This window comes from Aeromonas sp. (genome assembly GCF_050252055.1).
Classification (GTDB): Bacteria; Pseudomonadota; Gammaproteobacteria; order Enterobacterales; family Aeromonadaceae; genus Aeromonas; species Aeromonas caviae.
Genome location: NZ_JBFWLQ010000002.1, coordinates 113,021 through 129,100 on the forward strand (window position 1 = coordinate 113,021; position 16,080 = coordinate 129,100).

Sequence of the window (16,080 nt, forward strand, 5' to 3'; positions counted from 1 at the left end):
TGGGCAGTGGGCGTTGTCCGTGAGCCTGGTCATCCCATCGGTCCGGCTCAGGGCAGGGGAAAGTGAGGGGTCAGGGTATTGAGGTCCAGCAGGGTGAAGTAGCCGCCCTCCTCGGGATACCAGCCGCCGGTGTCGATGTAGTTGACGTTGCCAAGGCGCACCGGCACCCTCACCGGAGTGTGGCCCACCACCAGGGCGGCGAGATCCGCGACCCCGTCCTCGTCCAGCCGTTCGATACGGCGCCTTGACCAGAGGCAGACGTTCTTGATGGCCCGAAGCCGTCCGCCGCTCACCCCGGCATCGAGTTGGTCCAGCAGCCCCTGCCAGGAGGAGAAGGGGCAATCGGCGTGAAGCAGCCCGACGGGGCCGGCCGTGGTGGCCACCTCGATGGCCAGGGGCAGGCTGCGGTAGTGGACGGCGAACGCCGCCTGTTCGGCAGGGGTCAGCTGCTGAAACCAGCCGCCGCCGTTTCGGATCCAGTTCTCCCGATCGCAGCTCTCGTAACGGCAGACGTAGTCGTCGTGATTGCCGCAGACCGGGTGAAACCAGGGTCTGGCCAGCCAGTGGATCACCTCGCTGCACTCGGGCCCGCGATCCGCCAGATCCCCGACGCTGAAGAGACGGTCCCGGGCGGGATCAAAATCCAGGGTGTCGAGGGCCTGCTGCAACAGGGCGAAGTGGCCGTGGATGTCGCCGACGGCCAGATCGCGCCCCAGGGTGTTTTGGGGGAAGCGTCTTATCAGGGGGGAGGGTGTCATGGCGTCTCCTGCCTCTATCCCGGACGGGGATGTTTTGTCTGCCTGTACATAAGGTTACAGAAGAAAAGTGGCGAGCGGGCAGGGCCTGGTAAATCATAGGATTGCCCCCGTGAACGTGCGGCGTCACGCGCCGCCTGTGGGGGAGTCACTCCGGGAGGGCGTCTTGTCCGCCCGCTTTCGGAGCCTCTCTTTCTCCACGCTTTTTGACAGGAATCTTGAATGCGGCGTCAGCTGTTGATCTGGATAGGCCCCCTGTGCAGCCTGCTGCTGCTGGGGGCGGCCTTGACCGTCCTCTATCATTTGACCCACCTGTGGCACTGGCACGACATCCGCCAGGCCATCTGGTCACAACCCTTGCCGCAGTTGGGGGGGGCCCTGCTGCTCACCCTGCTCAGCTATGGCTGCCTCTGCTGCTACGATCTGCTGGCCCTGAAGGTGCTGGACAAGCGACTGCCCTGGCAGCAGGTGGGGATGACCTCCTTCATCGCCTACACCTTCTCCAACACCCTGGGCTTTGCGCTGCTCACCGGCTCCTCGGTACGCTACCGGCTCTACTCCTCCCTGGGGCTTGGCACCGGGGAGGTGGCCAGGGTAATCCTCTTTTGCTCCATCACCTTCTTCCTCGGTCTGCTGGGCTGGGGGGGCAGTGCCCTGCTGCTGGGGCAGGGGGCGGCCCTGCTGGTGGACTGGCCCCGCTGGGCGACCGGGCTGTTGCAACTGACGGGGGGCCTGGCCCTGCTGACAGTGCTGGCGTATCTGGTGTGGCCGGGGACAGCCCTGGTCTGGCGCGGGCACCCGCTGTTGCTGCCGCGCATCAGATACCGCCTGCTGCAACTGCTCATCGCCCTGCTCGACTGGATGGCCGCCGCCGCGGTGCTCTATGTGCTGCTGCCATCGGGCAGCGTGCCCTATCCGGTGCTGCTCAGTGCCTTCGTGCTCTCCAGCCTGCTCGGGGTGCTGGCCCATGTGCCGGGGGGCATCGGGGTCTTCGAGGCGAGCATGAGCCTGCTGCTCACCCACTATCTGCCGGTGGACAAGCTGCTCGCCTCCCTGCTTATCTACCGCTGCACCTACTACTTCCTGCCCTTCCTCTGTGCCCTGCTGCTGTTCGCAGGTCAGGAGCTGCTGCAACAGCGGGCCCGCCTGCACCGGTTGCAGGGAGTGATGATGGCGACCCGGGAGTTCGTGCCCGCCCTGGTGAGCATGGGCACCTTCGCGGCGGGCACCCTGCTGCTCTGCTCCGGGATGATCCCGACCATGAAGGGGCGCATCGAAGCCTTCCTGCAGGTGCTGCCCCTGCACCTGCTGGAGCTCTCCCATGTGCTCGGCAGCGTCAGCGGCGTGTTGCTGCTGTTGCTGGCCCACAGCCTCTACCGCCGTCATGACGGGGCATTCAGGATCACTCAGTGGCTGCTGGGGCTTGGCATGCTGTTCTCCCTGTTCAAGGGGTTTGACTGGGAGTCGGCCCTGCTGCTCGGGGGCTTCTTGCTCATCATCACCCCCTGCCGCCCTCTCTTTTATCGCAAGGGTTCCCTGCTTCACGCCCGGTTCACCCCTTCCTGGCTGATGTCGGTGGGAGCCGTGCTGCTGGGGGCCTTGTGGTTGCTGCTCTTCTCCTACCGCCATGTGGATTACGACCCCTCCCTCTGGTTGCACGTCTCGGCCCACGGGCCCGGGGCCGCCTCCCGCGCCCTGCGCGCCATGGGGAGCGTCATCGGCGTGCTGGCGGTGGTCGGGGTGGCCCATCTGCTGGCCCCCTTGCGCCTCGCCGCCGGCAAGCCGGATGCCGAGGCGCTCTCCCGTGCCCATGGGCTGGTGATGCGGGCAGGGGGAGGCCACGGCTACCTGGCCCAGCTCGGGGACAAGTCCCTGCTGTTCCACCCAAGCGGCGAGGCCTTCCTCATGTACGGGGCCGAGGGCAGCAGCTGGATAGTGATGGGGGATCCCGTCGGCCAGCCCTCCCTCGTGGAGGAGCTGCTCTGGCAGTTTCGCGAGCGCTGTGACGAGCACGACGTCAGCCCGGTCTTCTACCAGGTGTCGGCCCGATATCTGCCTGTCTATCTGGATCTCGGGCTCATCCCCTTCAAGCTGGGGGAGGAGGCCATCGTGGATCTGCCGAGCTTCGATCTCGCCGGCAGTCGCCTGCGCAACCTGCGCCAGAGTCACGCCAAGGGCAAGCGGGAAGGGCTGCGCTTCGAGGTGGTGGCCCCCGGTGAGATTGCCCCCCTGCTGCCCGAGTTGAAGGGGATCTCCGACAGCTGGCTGCACAGCAAGCAGGGCAGGGAGAAGGGCTTCTCCGTGGGCAGTTTCGATCCCGCCTACCTCACCCTCAACCCGATGGCGCTGGTGCGGCGGGAGGGGCAGATCGTCGGGTTTGCCAACCTCTGGACCAGCGACAACAAGGAGAGCCTCTCCATCGATCTGATGCGCTACAGCCTGGACACAGGGGCGGCGCCCGTCATGGATTTCCTGTTTGTCGAGCTCCTGCTGTGGGGCAAGCAGGAGGGGTATGCCAGCTTCAACCTGGGGATGGCCCCCATGTCGGGCTTCAACGACAACCCCCTCGGCGGTTACTGGGCCCGCCTTGGCAACACCCTGTTCACCCGGGGCAGCCGTTTCTACAACTTCCAGGGATTGCGGCGTTACAAGGAGAAGTTCGGCCCAAGGTGGGAGCCCCGCTACCTGCTCTGTACCGGTCATCTGGTGCTGCCCCGCACCCTGACCCACCTCGTCTCCCTCATCAGTCGCGGCCCCTTTGGGCTCATGAAGAAATAGGAGTTGGCCCATGAGAGCCATGTTGTTGCTGTTGATTTGCTGTCTCGCCTCCTCGTTCACCCTCCCAGCGGTGGCCGCCCAACCGGGCCGGGTCGGCGCGGATCTGGGGCTGGTGGAGTTGCCCGTGGCGCAAGCCTCGTCCGCCCCCATGGTGGTCTTCATGAGCGGGGATGGCGGCTGGGCGGCGCTGGACAAGGGGCTCAGCGCCCAGTTGCAGGCCCACGGCATGCCGGTGGTGGGCTGGAGCTCGCTCTCCTATTACTGGAAGAAGAAGACGCCGGAGCAGGCGACGGCGGATCTGGTGCGCATCCTCACCGAGTACCAGTCCCGTTGGGGGCGCCAGCGCTGGTTGCTGGTGGGCTTCTCCTTTGGCGCCGAGATAGTGCCCTTCGTCATCAATCGTCTGCCGCCAGCCTATCGCGACAGCCTGGCGGGGGCCGTGATGCTCTCCCCCTCGACGGCATCGGATTTCGAGATCCACGTCAGCGACATGGTGGTGCACGACAAGGGGGGCCGCTATCCCACCCTGCCGGAAGTGACACGCATCCAGAGTCTGCCGCTGCTCTGCGTGCAGGGAGCGGAGGACGACTCCCCGGTCAAACTCTGTCCGCGCTTGCAGCAGCCGAACGTGACGACGGTGACCCTGCCGGGCTCCCACCACTTCGACGACAACTACCAGACCCTGTATCAGGAGATTGCCGGGAACCTGGGCCTGGCCCAATAACGGCGAGAGGCCGGGAAAACGACACAGGGCGGCCAATGGCCGCCCTGTTGCCGTGGCCCCATGCAACTGTCCAGGGGGCTGGCATGCCGGGATCAGAGCAGATCTTCGAGCTGGTACTTCTTGAGCAGGGTGTTGAAGGTGCCGTCGGCCTTGACGCTCTCGATGGCGGCATCGAAGCGGGCCTTGAGCTTGTCATCGTGCTTGCGCAGGGCCACCGCCACCCCTTCTCCCAGGATCTTGTCCTGGGTGCCGTTGAACTGGGGACCGACGAAGGCGAACTGCTTGCCCATCTCCTTGTCGAGGAAACCCACCTTCAACTGCACCATGTTGCCGAAGGTATAGTCGGCGCGGCCGGACTGCAGATCCAGCATGGGAGACTGGGCATTGACGTAGCGCTTGATCTTGGCCACCTCGCCATAGCGGGCGGTGACGAAGTTGTCCTGGGGAGTGCCCTCCTGCACCGCGATTACCTTGCCCTTGAAGTGGGCCGGATCGTCTGCAAAGTCGGCGGCCTTGTCGCTGCGCCCCACGAAGCGGTTCTGCATCATGTAGTAGACCTGGCTGAAGTCCACTTTCTGGCGCCGCTCGTCGGTGATGTTCATGGAGGACATGATGGCGTCGTACTTGCGCACCTGCAGGCCCGGCAGCAGGGCATCCCAGGGCTGGTTGATCACCTCGCACTCGGTCTTCATGGCCGCGCACAGGGCATAGGCGAGATCGACCTCGAAGCCGCCGAGCTGGCCGTTGCTGTCGACCATCTCGAAGGGGGGATAGGTGGCATCGGTGGCGATCACCATGGGTTTGGCGGCGGCCTGGCCGGCGGTGGCCAGGGCCATCAGCATCATCAGTGTGTTGAGTTTCATGGTCAGTCCCTTGAAGTGTGGTGTCATTCCTAGCGTGCTAAAGGGTGCCGGCCTCAAGGGCCGACGGCTATCTTGCGATGGGTGAGGGCCGGCAACTGGCTGCGCACCGTGCGCTGTGCTGCCAGATCCAGGGTGGCGATGGCCATGCCCTGACCCTCCTCTACCTGGGCCAGTATCCGGCCCCAGGGATCGATGATCATGCTGTGGCCGAAGGTGCGCCGCCCACCGGGGTGGTGCCCCCCCTGGGCACTGGCAAACACGAAGGCCAGGTTTTCCACCGCCCGGGCCCGCAGCAGCAGCGCCCAGTGCGCGAGCCCGGTGGTGTGGGTGAAGGCCGCGGGCAGGGCGATGAAATCGGGGGGGGGCCCCAGGCGAAACAGCTCCGGGAAGCGCAGGTCGTAGCAGATCCCGAGGCGCAGCACGCCCCAGGGCAGGGGATGGCTCACCACCTCCCGGCCCGGGGTCATGGTCGCGGCCTCGTCATACTGCTCCTGCCCGGTGCAAAAGCCAAACAGGTGCAGCTTGTCGTAGCGGCTTGCGAGCTGCCCTTGCGGGTCGATGAGCAGGCTGCTGTTGTGCATCTTGCCGGGCTCGTGGCTGGCAAGCGGCAATGTGCCGGCCAGGATCCAGAGCCCGAGCTCCCGGGCCAGCCTCTGTACCCAGGCCAGCAGGGGGTGATCGCCAGCGGGGGCGGCCAGGGCCACCCGCGCCCGCTCATCAACCGGCATCAGGTAGAAGTATTCGGGCAGCAGGGCCAGTTCTGCCCCCTCGGCCGCGGCCTGACGCAGCAGCGCCTCGGCCTGGGTCAGGTTGTGGTCAAGGTCATCCCCGGAGACCATCTGGAGGACGGCAACGCGCAGTGAATCCATGGAGCCCCCTAGACGGCGCACAGGCGCTCGGCGCCCGCCAGCAGGGTGTCGTCATCCTTGGAGAAGGAGAGACGGATGACTCTTTGATCCGTGCCGTCGTGATAGAAGGCGGAGACCGGAATGGTGGCGACCCCGTGATCGCGGATGAGCCGCTGCACGAACAGGCTGTCCGGCTCGTCGCTTACCCGCTCGTAGCTTGCCAGCATGAAGAAGCTGCCCGCCGAGGGGAGTAGGGTCAGGCGCGAACCGGCCAGGGCCGTGGCGAGCAGGTCGCGCTTGCGCTGGTAGAAGGCTGCCAGCCCCTGATAGTGGGCCGGTTGCTGCAACAGGTGGGCGAAGCCGTACTGCATGGGGGTGTCGGCGGCGAACATGGCGAACTGGTGCACCTTGCGGATCTCCTCCATCAGGGGACGGGGAGCCACGCAGTAGCCCACCCGCCAGCCGGTGACGTGGAAGGTCTTGCCGAAGGAGAAGACGGCGACGGAGCGCTCCACCAGCTCCGGATAGCGGATGACGCTCTGGTGCAGGGCGCCGTCGAACACCACGTGCTCGTACACCTCGTCCGAGAGGATCAGGATGTCGGTGCCGCGCACCAGGCGGGCGAGGCGCTCCTGATCCCCTGCCTGCCAGACGGTGCCGGTGGGGTTGTGGGGGGTGTTGAGCACTATCATGCGGGTGCGGGGGGTGATGCGGGCGGCCACCTCGTCCCAGGGAATGGCGAAATCCGGCGCCTTGAGGGCGATCACCACAGGGGTGGCTCCCTGCAACTGGATCATGGGGCGGTAGCTGTCAAACGCCGGCTCGAACATGATCACCTCGTCGCCGGGGTGAACCAGGGCGGTGATGGCGCAGAACAGGGCTTCGCTGGCGCTGGCGGTGATGGTGATCTCCTCGCCCGCGTCATAGTGATGGCCGTAGCTGGCTGCAATCTTGGCCGCCAGTTGTTCGCGCAGGGCAGGCAGCCCCGTCATGGGGGCGTACTGGTTTTCACCGGCCAGCATGGCCTCGTGGGTCACCCGGATGAGCTCGGGATCGCAGGGGAAGCTCGGCGCCCCCTGGGAGAGGTTGATGCTGGGATGGCGGGCGGCCAGATCCCCGATCACGGTGAAGATGGTGGTGCCCACCTGGGGCAGTTTGCTGGAAACCTGGGGGATGGACATGGCGCCGTCACCTGCGTGTGTGAAAGAGGTCCCTTTTTAGCCCCCCCAAGGCTTGCCGGACAACGGATTATTCGGCATGGTATGCATGAGTTTTTCTCAAGCATGGAGGCTTGTCATGTTGTCCACCCAGCCGCGTACTCAGTTGCCTCTCTATGGCCTGCAGGTCTTCGAGTGTTCTGCCCGCCACCTGAGTTTTACCTTGGCCGCCGACGAGCTGTGCGTGAGCCAGGGGGCGGTGAGCAAGCAGATCGCCCAGTTGGAAGCGCGCCTGGGCCACCTGCTGTTCGTGCGTGGCACCCGTTGTCTCACCTTGACCCCCGCCGCCGAGCGGCTGCTGCCTTTCGTTCGTGAAGGGCTGGCCCGCATGGGGGAGGGGCTCAGCGCCTTGCAGGCCCTGCCCCACGAGCAGGCGATCAGCATCAAGGTGCCCTCCTGCGCCAGCCGCTGGCTGCTGCGGCGGTTGCAGGCGTTCGAGGGGGAGGCGGTGGAGGTGCGTGGCAGCCACAGCCATGGCATCGACTTCTCCCGGGAGCCCTTCGATCTCGCCATCGTCTACCAGCCCTGCCTGGGGCGCTATCCCCACAGCCAGCCCCTGTTTCGGGAACGGTTGACCCCGGTCTGCGCCCCGGCGTTTGCTGCCAAGCATCGTCTGTTCGAGCGCGACCTGAACGAGCTGCCCCTGCTGCCCCTCATCCATGCCAGCGCCGATAGGCGGGACTGGCGCAACTGGTTTGCCGCCTTCCTCGACATCCCCTGGCAGCCCCAGGGGGGGCAGCTGTTCGATACCCTGGACTTGGCGATGAATGCCGCCTTGCAGGGGTTTGGCCTCTCTCTCGGGGATCCCACCATAGTGGCCGAGGAGCTGGAGAGCGGCGCCCTGGTCGCCCCCTTTGCCCCCGTGCTGGAGACGGACCACGAGTACGCCCTGCTCGCCCGCCCCGACAGCCGGCGCCACGGGGTACAGCGAGTCTGTCACTGGCTGCTGGAGGGGGAGGGTCATCCCTGAGGGGACGCGAAATGAAACAGCCCCGCGGGCGGGGCTGTTGTCATGGTGATGGCCGCTGGCCGATTAAGGGGTCACTGGCAGATCTTGTAGTAGACCTCGTTCCAGCGCAGTTGCTCCTTGAGCGCGGGGATGCGGGTATGCTCGTCGATGACCACAAACTCGATACCCATGATGTCGGCGAAGGTGCGCAGCTGCTCGATGTCCACCGCCTGGGTGAACACCGAGTGGTGTGCGGCGCCAGCCAGGATCCAGGCCTCGGCACTGGTCTGCAGGTCCGGCAGGGGTTTCCACAGGGCGCTCGCCACCGGGAGTTTCGGCATGGCCTCTGGTAGGTCCACCACCTCCAGCTGATTGACCACCAGACGGAAGCGGTTGCCGAGATCGATGAGGCTGGCGTTGACCGCCTTGCCCGCCGGGGCCGCGAACAGCAGGCGGGCCGGATCGGCCTTCTTGCCTATGCCTAAATGCTGGGCGTCCAGCACGGGTTTGCCTGCGGCGATGGAGGGGCAGACCTCCAGCATGTGGGCCCCCAGCACCAGGTTGTTGCCCGCCTCCAGATGGTAGGTGTAGTCCTCCATGAAGGAGGCACCCCCCGCAAGGCCATATCCCATCACTTTCAGGGTGCGCAAGAGGGCCGCGGTCTTCCAGTCCCCTTCTGCCCCAAAACCGAAGCCTTGCTCCATCAGGCGCTGGCAGGCGAGGCCCGGCAGCTGGTGCAGACCATAGAGATCTTCGAAGGTGGTGGTGAAAGCGCCAAAGCCGCCGTCGGTGAGGAACTTCTTCATCCCCAGCTCCTGGCGCGCCGCCTCGTACAAGGAGGCACGCAGCGGCCCACCCGCCTGCACCGCCTCGGTCAGGGTGTAGGTCGCCTCATACTCGGCCAGCAGCGCCTCGATGTCGCTGTCGGGCACGGCATCGATAACCTTGACCAGATCGCCGACCGGGTGGTAGTTCACCTGATAGCCGAACTGGATCTGGGCCTCAATCTTGTCACCCTCGGTGACCGCCACGTTGCGCATGTTGTCGCCAAAACGGGCGATCTTGAGGTGGCGGCTGTCGTGGATGGCGGCGGCGATGCGCATCCAGTTGCCAATCTTCTGTCTGGCCTCTTCATCCTGCCAGTGACCCACCACCACGGTGCGGGGCAGCCGCAGGCGGGCCCCCATGAAGCCGAACTCGCGCCCGCCGTGGGCGGTCTGGTTCAGGTTCATGAAGTCCATGTCGATCTCGCTCCAGGGGAGATCCCGGTTGAACTGGGTGTGGAACTGCAACAGGGGCTTTTGCAACTTACTCAGCGCCGGGATCCACATCTTGGCGGGGGAGAAGGTGTGCATCCACACCATGAGCCCGGCGCAGCGCTCGTCGTGGTTGGCATCCCGGGCCACCGCGCTGATTTCATCCAGGGTGGTGCCGGTGGGTTTGAGCACTATCTTGAGGGGCAGGTTCGCCCCTTCGTTGAGCTGGCTGGCGATGGTGTGGGCGTGATCGGCCACCTGCTTCAATGTGGTGGCGCCATACAGGTGCTGGCTGCCGACCAGGAACCACACTTCCAGCTGTTTCATCAATTCCATGAGTTTGTCCTCTTTTAGGCTTTTGTCTGGCCGTAATAGGCGTGTTTGCCATGCTTGCGCTGGTAGTGCTTCTCCAGCAGGTAATCGGGCAGGGGGCGGGCCCCAGGGTTGATCTGGCCGGTGAGCCAGGCCATGCGGGCCACCTCTTCCAGCACCACGGCGTTGTGTACTGCATCCTCGGCGCTCTTGCCCCAGCTGAAGGGGCCGTGGTTGGCCACCAGTACCCCCGGCATGGTGAGGATGGGGGTCTGCTTGAGGGTTTCGACGATGAGATGACCGGTCAGCCCCTCGTAGTCCTCCTCCACTTCGCCCGGGGTGAGCAGGCGGGAGCAGGGGATCTCGCCGTGGAAGTAGTCGGCCTGGGTGGTGCCGAAAATGGGGATGGGGCGCCCCGCCTGGGCCCAGGCGGTGGCATGGGTGGAGTGGGTGTGCACTACACCGCCAAGCTCCGGATAGGCGCGATAGAGCACCAGGTGGGTGGCGGTGTCGGAGGAGGGGCGCAAGGCGCCCTCAACCTGCTTGCTCGCCAGATCCAGCACCACCATGTCCTCGACCCGCATCCGCTCGTAGCTGACGCCGCTTGGCTTTATCACCACCAGATTGCGCTCTCGGTCGATGCCGCTCACGTTGCCCCAGGTGAAGGTCACCAGGCCATGGCGCGGCAGATCCAGATTGGCGGCGAGCACCTGCTCCTTGAGGGTCTTGAGGTTCATGCCGGTACCCCCCGGTTGTAGAGGGGTTCGGCGGCGGCGCCCCAGGCGAGGTAGCGCTGGTAGAGGCGCTCGTATTCGGCGACCCGCTCGGGGTGTGGCTGGTGGGTGCGCTCCACGGCGCTTGCCATGTGGTGCTGGGCCTTGGCCACATCGGGATGGATCCCGGCCGCCACGGCGGCAAAGATGGCCGCTCCCAGGGCGCAGCACTGATCCGAGGCCACCACCTGGATAGGCCTGTTCATCACGTCGGCGCAGGTCTGCATCACAGTGGTGGACTTGCGGGCGATGCCGCCAAGGGCGATCACCTGCTCCACCGGCACCTGCTGACTGGTCATGCACTCCATGATGCTGCGGGCACCGAAGGCGGTGGAGGCCACCAGGGCGCCGAAGAGATCGGGGGCATCGGTGCCGAGGTTGATCCCCGTGAGGGTGCCCTGCAGGCGCTGGTTGGCATAGGGGGTGCGCCGGCCGTTGAACCAGTCGAGCACCACCGGCAGGTGCGCCAGGTCGCGTTGCTGATCCCAGGCGGCGGCGAGGTTGGGTAACAAGGCCTGCTTGTGGCGCTCGATGGCGGTGCGAAGCTCCGGATACTGGGCGGCGAGGCTGTCCAGGGGCCAGCCGAGCTGGCGCTGATACCAGGCATAGATGTCACCGAACGCGGACTGTCCCGCCTCCAGCCCCACCATGCCCGGCACCACGCTGCCATCCACCTGGCCGCAGATCCCGGCAATGGCCCGATCACCGATGGTGGCCTCGTCTGCGATCAAGATGTCGCAGGTGGAGGTGCCTATCACCTTCACCAGGGCATTGTTGCCGGCCCCGGCTCCCACCGCCCCCATGTGGCAGTCAAAGGCGCCGCCGGCGATCACCACCTCGCAGGAGAGGTGCAGCCGCTCCGCCCACTCCGGGGTCAGGGTGCCGACCGGGAGATCGGCGGTCCAGCTGTCGGTAAAGAGGGGGAAGTCGAGATCCTCCGTCAGCAGGGGATCCAGGGCATTGAGGAAGTCGGCGGGGGGCAGGCCGCCCCAGCTCGGGTGCCAGAGGGACTTGTGGCCGGCGGCACAGCGCCCGCGCTTGAGGGTGGCCGGGGCCTGGGTGCCGCTCAGGACGGCGGGGACCCAGTCACACAGCTCGACCCAGTTGCAGGCGGCGGCGCGCACGGCGGAATCGGCGCGGGAGACGTGCAGGATCTTGGCCCAGAACCACTCGGAGGAGTAAATGCCGCCGATGTAGCGGCTGTAGTCGGGGAACTGGCCGCCGTGGCACAGGGCGGTGATGGCCTCCGCCTCCTCGATGGCGGTGTGATCCTTCCACAGCACGAACATGGCGTTGGGGTTGTCGGCAAACTCCGGACGCAGGGCCAGCACGCGCCCCTCTCTGTCGATGGGGGCGGGGGTGGAGCCGGTGCTGTCCACCCCGATGCCGCGCACGGCAGTGCGCTGACTCGGCGTGAGCTGGCTCACCACCGCCACCACCGCCTGCTCCATGGACTCCAGATAGTCGAGGGGGTGGTGGCGGAACTGGTTGTTGACCGGTTGGCAGTAGTGGCCTGCCTGCCAGCGCGGGTAATAGACGACATGGGTCGCCAGCTCGGCGCCGTCCTGGCAGCGCACGGCGAGTGCCCTGACCGAGTCGCTGCCGAAATCGAGTCCGATGACGATGTGCTCAGACATAAGTGCTCCTGACCATCAATGAGGGGTGACTGGGGGGAACCATAGGAGATGGGCAGGAGGGGCGGTTAGCCATTGGCTGCTGGAAATATGGATTTTAACGCTGTCAGTGCGACAGGGTGACGGCTCTCTAAAATTCAATATGTGACGAAATTGCTAATTATATAGACGAAATGGCTGCAATCTCATGGCGTGATCCTGCTCTCCATTTTTAATAGTGAAAACGATTACAACTTGGTTCGCTCAACCAGCAACAACAATAACGTCCTGTTTAAGCATGTTTTTATATGGCTGCGACTTGATTGACTCAACGAGCAGCATTGCGTGGATACATGGATTGATAGAACCGTTGGAGACATTCGCATGAACAAAATCGTTAAAGGCATGATCGCGATGGGGTTCGCCCTTGGTATGGCAAATTCTGCTTTCTCGGCCGAAGCGCTGAAGCTGGGCTACCTGGTCAAGCAGCCCGAGGAGCCCTGGTTCCAGACCGAGTGGAACTTCGCCGACAAGGCGGGCAAGGATCTGGGCTTCGAGGTGATCAAGATAGCCGTCCCCGACGGGGAGAAGACCCTCAATGCCATCGACAGTCTGGCGGCGAATGGCGCCAAGGGCTTCGTCATCTGTACCCCGGATCCCAAACTCGGTGCCGCCATCATGGCCAAGGCCAACAGCATGGATCTGAAGGTCATCACGGTGGATGACCAGTTCGTCAACGCCAAGGGCCAGCCCATGGAGCAGGTGCCGCTGGTGATGATGGCCGCCACCAAGATTGGCGAGCGTCAGGGGCAGGAGCTCTACAAGGAGATGCAAAAACGCCAGTGGGACGTGAAAGCGACCGGGGTGCTGGCCATCACCGCCGACGAGCTCGACACCGCCCGTCGCCGGGTCGAGGGCTCCTTGAGCGCGCTCAAGGCCGCCGGTTTCCCCGAGGGCCAGATCTTCCGCGCGCCCACCAAGAGCAATGACATTCCGGGGGCGCTGGATGCCGCCAACTCCATGCTGGTGCAACACCCCGAGGTCAAGAACTGGCTCATCGTCGGCATGAATGACAACACGGTGCTCGGCGGCGTGCGCGCCACCGAAGGGCAGGGCTTCAAGGCGGAGAACGTCATCGGTATCGGCATCAACGGGGTGGATGCGGTGAACGAGCTCTCCAAGTCCAGCGCCACCGGCTTCCTCGGCTCCCTGCTGCCCAGCCCGGACGTACACGGCTACAAGAGCATCCAGATGCTCCATGACTGGGTCGTCAACGGCGCCGAGCCTGCCAAGTTCACCGAGGTGACCGACGTGGTACTCATCACCCGCGACAACTTCAAGGCCGAGCTGCAAAAGAAAGGGCTGTGATCCCCATCCCTTGATACCCATGCCGGCATGGCGGAGTGCGCCGTGCCGGCTGGCTGGAGTCATCTCATGAATCAAGTTCCATATCTGGAGTTTTGCGGCATCAGCAAGGAGTTTCCCGGCGTCAAGGCGCTGCAGAACGTCTCCTTCGCCTGCCAGCAGGGCACGGTACACGCGCTGATGGGAGAGAACGGGGCCGGCAAGTCCACCCTGCTCAAGATCCTGAGCGGTTTTCAGGCGCCCACCCGCGGGGTGGTGAAGCTGGCGGGTCAGGAGAAAGTGTTCCAAAACACGGTCGATGCCCTTGAGAGCGGGATCGCCATCATCTATCAGGAGCTGCACCTGGTCCCTGAAATGAGCGTGGCGGAGAACATCTACCTGGGGCAGTTGCCGACCCGACGCGGCGTCATCGATCGGGAGAAGCTCTATCAGGATGCAGCCAGGCAGTTGGCGCGCCTCGGGATGGACGTCTCCCCCGAGACGCCGCTCAAGTACCTGTCCCTGGGTCAGTGGCAGATGGTGGAGATCGCCAAGGCCCTGACCCGGGACGCCAGCGTCATCGCCTTCGACGAGCCGACCAGCAGCCTGTCGTCCCGCGAGATTGAGCAGCTGTTTCGGGTCATCCGCCAGTTGCGGGACGAGGGCAAGGTCATTCTCTACGTCTCCCACCGCATGGACGAGATCTTCGCCCTGTGCGATGCCATCACGGTGTTCAAGGATGGCCAGTTCGTGCGCACTTTCGCTTCCATGGCCGAGGTGGACCGGGATCTGCTGGTCAAGACCATGGTGGGGCGCGAGCTGACCGACATCTATGGCTACAGCCCAAGGCCGCTAGGCGAGGCGGGCCTCAAGGTGGAGCACCTGATGGGGCCCGGCCTCAAGGCGCCGGTGTCGCTCGAGGTAAAGAGAGGGGAGATCCTCGGTATCTTCGGGCTGGTGGGGGCCGGGCGCAGCGAGCTGATGAAGCTTATCTTCGGCGCCGAGACACCTCGAGGGGGCGAGATATCGGTGTTTGGCAAACAGGTGGTCATTCAGAGCCCCATCGACGCCATTCGCAGCGGCATCATGCTCTGCACCGAAGACAGGAAGGCGCTCGGCATCATCCCCATCCATTCGGTGCAGGAGAACATCAACATCAGCGCCCGCCGCCACCACGCGTGGGGAGGCTTCTGGATCAACCAGCAGTGGGAAGACGAGAACGCGAGGCTGCGGATCCGCGACATGCGGGTCAAGACCCCGTCTCCCCAGCAGGCCATCATGAACCTCTCCGGCGGCAACCAGCAGAAGGCCATTCTGGGGCGCTGGCTGTCGGAAGACATGAAAGTGATCCTGCTCGATGAACCGACCCGGGGCATCGACGTCGGGGCGAAGAACGAGATTTACAACGTGATTTACGATCTGGCCAAGGTGGGCATTGCCGTGGTGGTGGTCTCGAGCGAGCTGCCGGAGGTGCTGGGCATCGCGGATCGGATCTTGGTCATGCGGGAGGGGGAGATCGCCGGAGAGCTTTCCCACGACGAGGCCAACGAGGTCAAGGCGCTCAATCTGGCCATGCCGGCCCGTTGATCTGCTGACCGCAACGAGATAGCACCCGGAATTTTCAGGAGAAATACCATGACAACAACGACCTCGGTCGGCCAAGCCGCCAACGACACCGCGGCGAGCGGTACCCGCCTGCAACTGACCCGCATCTGGGATCAGTACGGCATGCTGGTGATCTTCGCCATCCTGTTCCTGCTCGCCTGCGTGCTGGTCCCCAACTTCGCCAGCCTTATCAACATGCGGGGGCTCGGGCTTGCCGTCTCCATGTCGGGCATGGTGGCCTGCGGCATGCTGTTCTGCCTCGCCTCCGGCGAGTTCGACATGTCGGTGGGCTCCGTGGTGGCCTGCTCAGGGGTTGCCTGCGCAGTGGGCATCAACGCCACCGAGAGCATCCCCCTCGGCATTCTGGCCGGTCTCTCGGTGGGCCTTGTCTTTGGCCTCATCAACGGCATCGTCGTTGCCAAATTCAAGATCAACGCCCTCATCACCACCCTTGCCACCATGCAGATGGCGCGCGGGGTGGGCTACATCATCTCCGACGGCAAGGCGGTGGGCATCGTGGAGGAGGGCTTCTTCGAGCTTGGCAACTCCGCCCTGCTCGGCATCCCGACGCCCATCTGGCTGACGGCTGTCTGCTTCGTGCTGTTCGGGCTGCTGCTCAACAAGACCACCTTCGGGCGCAATACCCTGGCCATGGGGGGCAACGAGGAGGCGGCACGTCTGGCCGGGGTCAACGTGGTGCGCACCAAGATCATCATCTTCACCATGACCGGGCTCATCGCCTCGCTCGCCGGCATCATCCTCGCATCCCGCATGACCTCAGGTCAGCCCATGACCTCCATCGGCTTCGAGCTGGTGGTGATCTCCGCCTGCGTGCTGGGTGGGGTCTCCATGAAGGGGGGGATCGGCAAGATCTCCTACATCATCGCCGGGGTGCTGATCCTGGGGCTGATGGAGAACGCCATGAACCTGCTCAACATCTCCCCGTTTGCCCAGTACGTGGTGCGTGGCCTCATCCTGCTCGCCGCCGTGCTGTTCGACCGCTACAAGCAGGTGCGCAAAGCCCGTATCTGAGCGATGTCTTT

13 protein-coding genes are annotated in these 16,080 nt (G+C 64.8%); 6 read left to right on the forward strand and 7 right to left on the reverse strand.

Going from position 1 to position 16,080, the window contains the following annotated elements:
• Positions 1 to 47: 47 nt before the first annotated feature.
• Entirely contained in the window at positions 48 to 758 is a 711-nt protein-coding gene (locus tag AB7E19_RS04200; RefSeq protein WP_427934658.1) for a metallophosphoesterase, read from the reverse strand.
• A gap of 219 nt (positions 759 to 977) precedes the next feature.
• Between AB7E19_RS04200 and mprF the strand changes: the two genes are divergently transcribed.
• Both mprF and AB7E19_RS04210 read left to right on the forward strand, forming a co-directional pair.
• Complete coding sequence (gene mprF, locus AB7E19_RS04205; RefSeq protein WP_427934659.1) at positions 978 to 3,533, forward strand: bifunctional lysylphosphatidylglycerol flippase/synthetase MprF; 2,556 nt, start codon at positions 978 to 980, stop codon at positions 3,531 to 3,533.
• 10 nt (positions 3,534 to 3,543) lie between these two features.
• A complete protein-coding gene (locus AB7E19_RS04210) occupies positions 3,544 to 4,257 on the forward strand; it encodes an AcvB/VirJ family lysyl-phosphatidylglycerol hydrolase (protein WP_322131938.1) in 714 nt (237 codons plus the stop codon).
• 92 nt (positions 4,258 to 4,349) lie between these two features.
• Here AB7E19_RS04210 and AB7E19_RS04215 read toward each other — a convergent pair whose 3' ends face one another.
• The 3 genes from AB7E19_RS04215 to AB7E19_RS04225 are packed head-to-tail and all read right to left on the reverse strand — an operon-like array spanning position 4,350 to position 7,149.
• On the reverse strand, positions 4,350 to 5,120 hold the full coding sequence (locus tag AB7E19_RS04215; RefSeq protein WP_322131937.1) for an ABC transporter substrate-binding protein: 771 nt from the start codon (positions 5,118 to 5,120) through the stop codon (positions 4,350 to 4,352).
• A 53-nt stretch (positions 5,121 to 5,173) separates the two neighbouring features.
• Positions 5,174 to 5,989, reverse strand: a complete 816-nt coding sequence (locus AB7E19_RS04220) for a carbon-nitrogen hydrolase family protein (protein WP_323886697.1) — start codon at positions 5,987 to 5,989, stop codon at positions 5,174 to 5,176.
• Between the two features lie 8 nt (positions 5,990 to 5,997).
• Positions 5,998 to 7,149, reverse strand: a complete 1,152-nt coding sequence (locus tag AB7E19_RS04225; protein ID WP_322131935.1) for a methionine aminotransferase — start codon at positions 7,147 to 7,149, stop codon at positions 5,998 to 6,000.
• Positions 7,150 to 7,264: 115 nt separating this feature from the next.
• On the opposite strand from AB7E19_RS04225, the gene AB7E19_RS04230 reads away from it, so the two are divergent.
• Positions 7,265 to 8,155 (forward strand): LysR family transcriptional regulator, encoded by an 891-nt coding sequence (locus AB7E19_RS04230; protein ID WP_139737325.1) that lies wholly within the window; start codon positions 7,265 to 7,267, stop codon positions 8,153 to 8,155.
• A 71-nt stretch (positions 8,156 to 8,226) separates the two neighbouring features.
• Here the strand turns inward: AB7E19_RS04230 and araA are convergent, their stop codons facing one another.
• From araA to AB7E19_RS04245, 3 genes are read right to left on the reverse strand one after another with little or no spacing between them, the layout of a single operon-like run.
• Complete coding sequence (gene araA / locus AB7E19_RS04235; RefSeq protein ID WP_322131934.1) at positions 8,227 to 9,726, reverse strand: L-arabinose isomerase; 1,500 nt, start codon at positions 9,724 to 9,726, stop codon at positions 8,227 to 8,229.
• 14 nt (positions 9,727 to 9,740) lie between these two features.
• Positions 9,741 to 10,439 carry an L-ribulose-5-phosphate 4-epimerase gene (locus AB7E19_RS04240; protein WP_427934660.1) on the reverse strand — a complete coding sequence of 233 codons (699 nt, stop codon included), beginning with the start codon at positions 10,437 to 10,439 and terminating at the stop codon, positions 9,741 to 9,743.
• Positions 10,436 to 12,112 carry a ribulokinase gene (locus AB7E19_RS04245; protein WP_322131349.1) on the reverse strand — a complete coding sequence of 559 codons (1,677 nt, stop codon included), beginning with the start codon at positions 12,110 to 12,112 and terminating at the stop codon, positions 10,436 to 10,438. Before AB7E19_RS04245 ends, AB7E19_RS04240 begins: the two co-directional genes overlap by 4 nt.
• Positions 12,113 to 12,472: 360 nt before the next feature.
• Between AB7E19_RS04245 and AB7E19_RS04250 the strand changes: the two genes are divergently transcribed.
• From AB7E19_RS04250 to araH, 3 genes are all read left to right on the forward strand, one after another.
• On the forward strand, positions 12,473 to 13,456 hold the full coding sequence (locus tag AB7E19_RS04250) for an arabinose ABC transporter substrate-binding protein (protein ID WP_045524711.1): 984 nt from the start codon (positions 12,473 to 12,475) through the stop codon (positions 13,454 to 13,456).
• A 66-nt stretch (positions 13,457 to 13,522) separates the two neighbouring features.
• Positions 13,523 to 15,019, forward strand: coding sequence for an L-arabinose ABC transporter ATP-binding protein AraG (gene araG / locus AB7E19_RS04255; protein ID WP_182934977.1), 1,497 nt, complete (start codon positions 13,523 to 13,525; stop codon positions 15,017 to 15,019).
• A 48-nt stretch (positions 15,020 to 15,067) separates the two neighbouring features.
• Positions 15,068 to 16,069, forward strand: a complete 1,002-nt coding sequence (gene araH / locus AB7E19_RS04260; protein WP_010674477.1) for an L-arabinose ABC transporter permease AraH — start codon at positions 15,068 to 15,070, stop codon at positions 16,067 to 16,069.
• Positions 16,070 to 16,080: the final 11 nt, after the last annotated feature.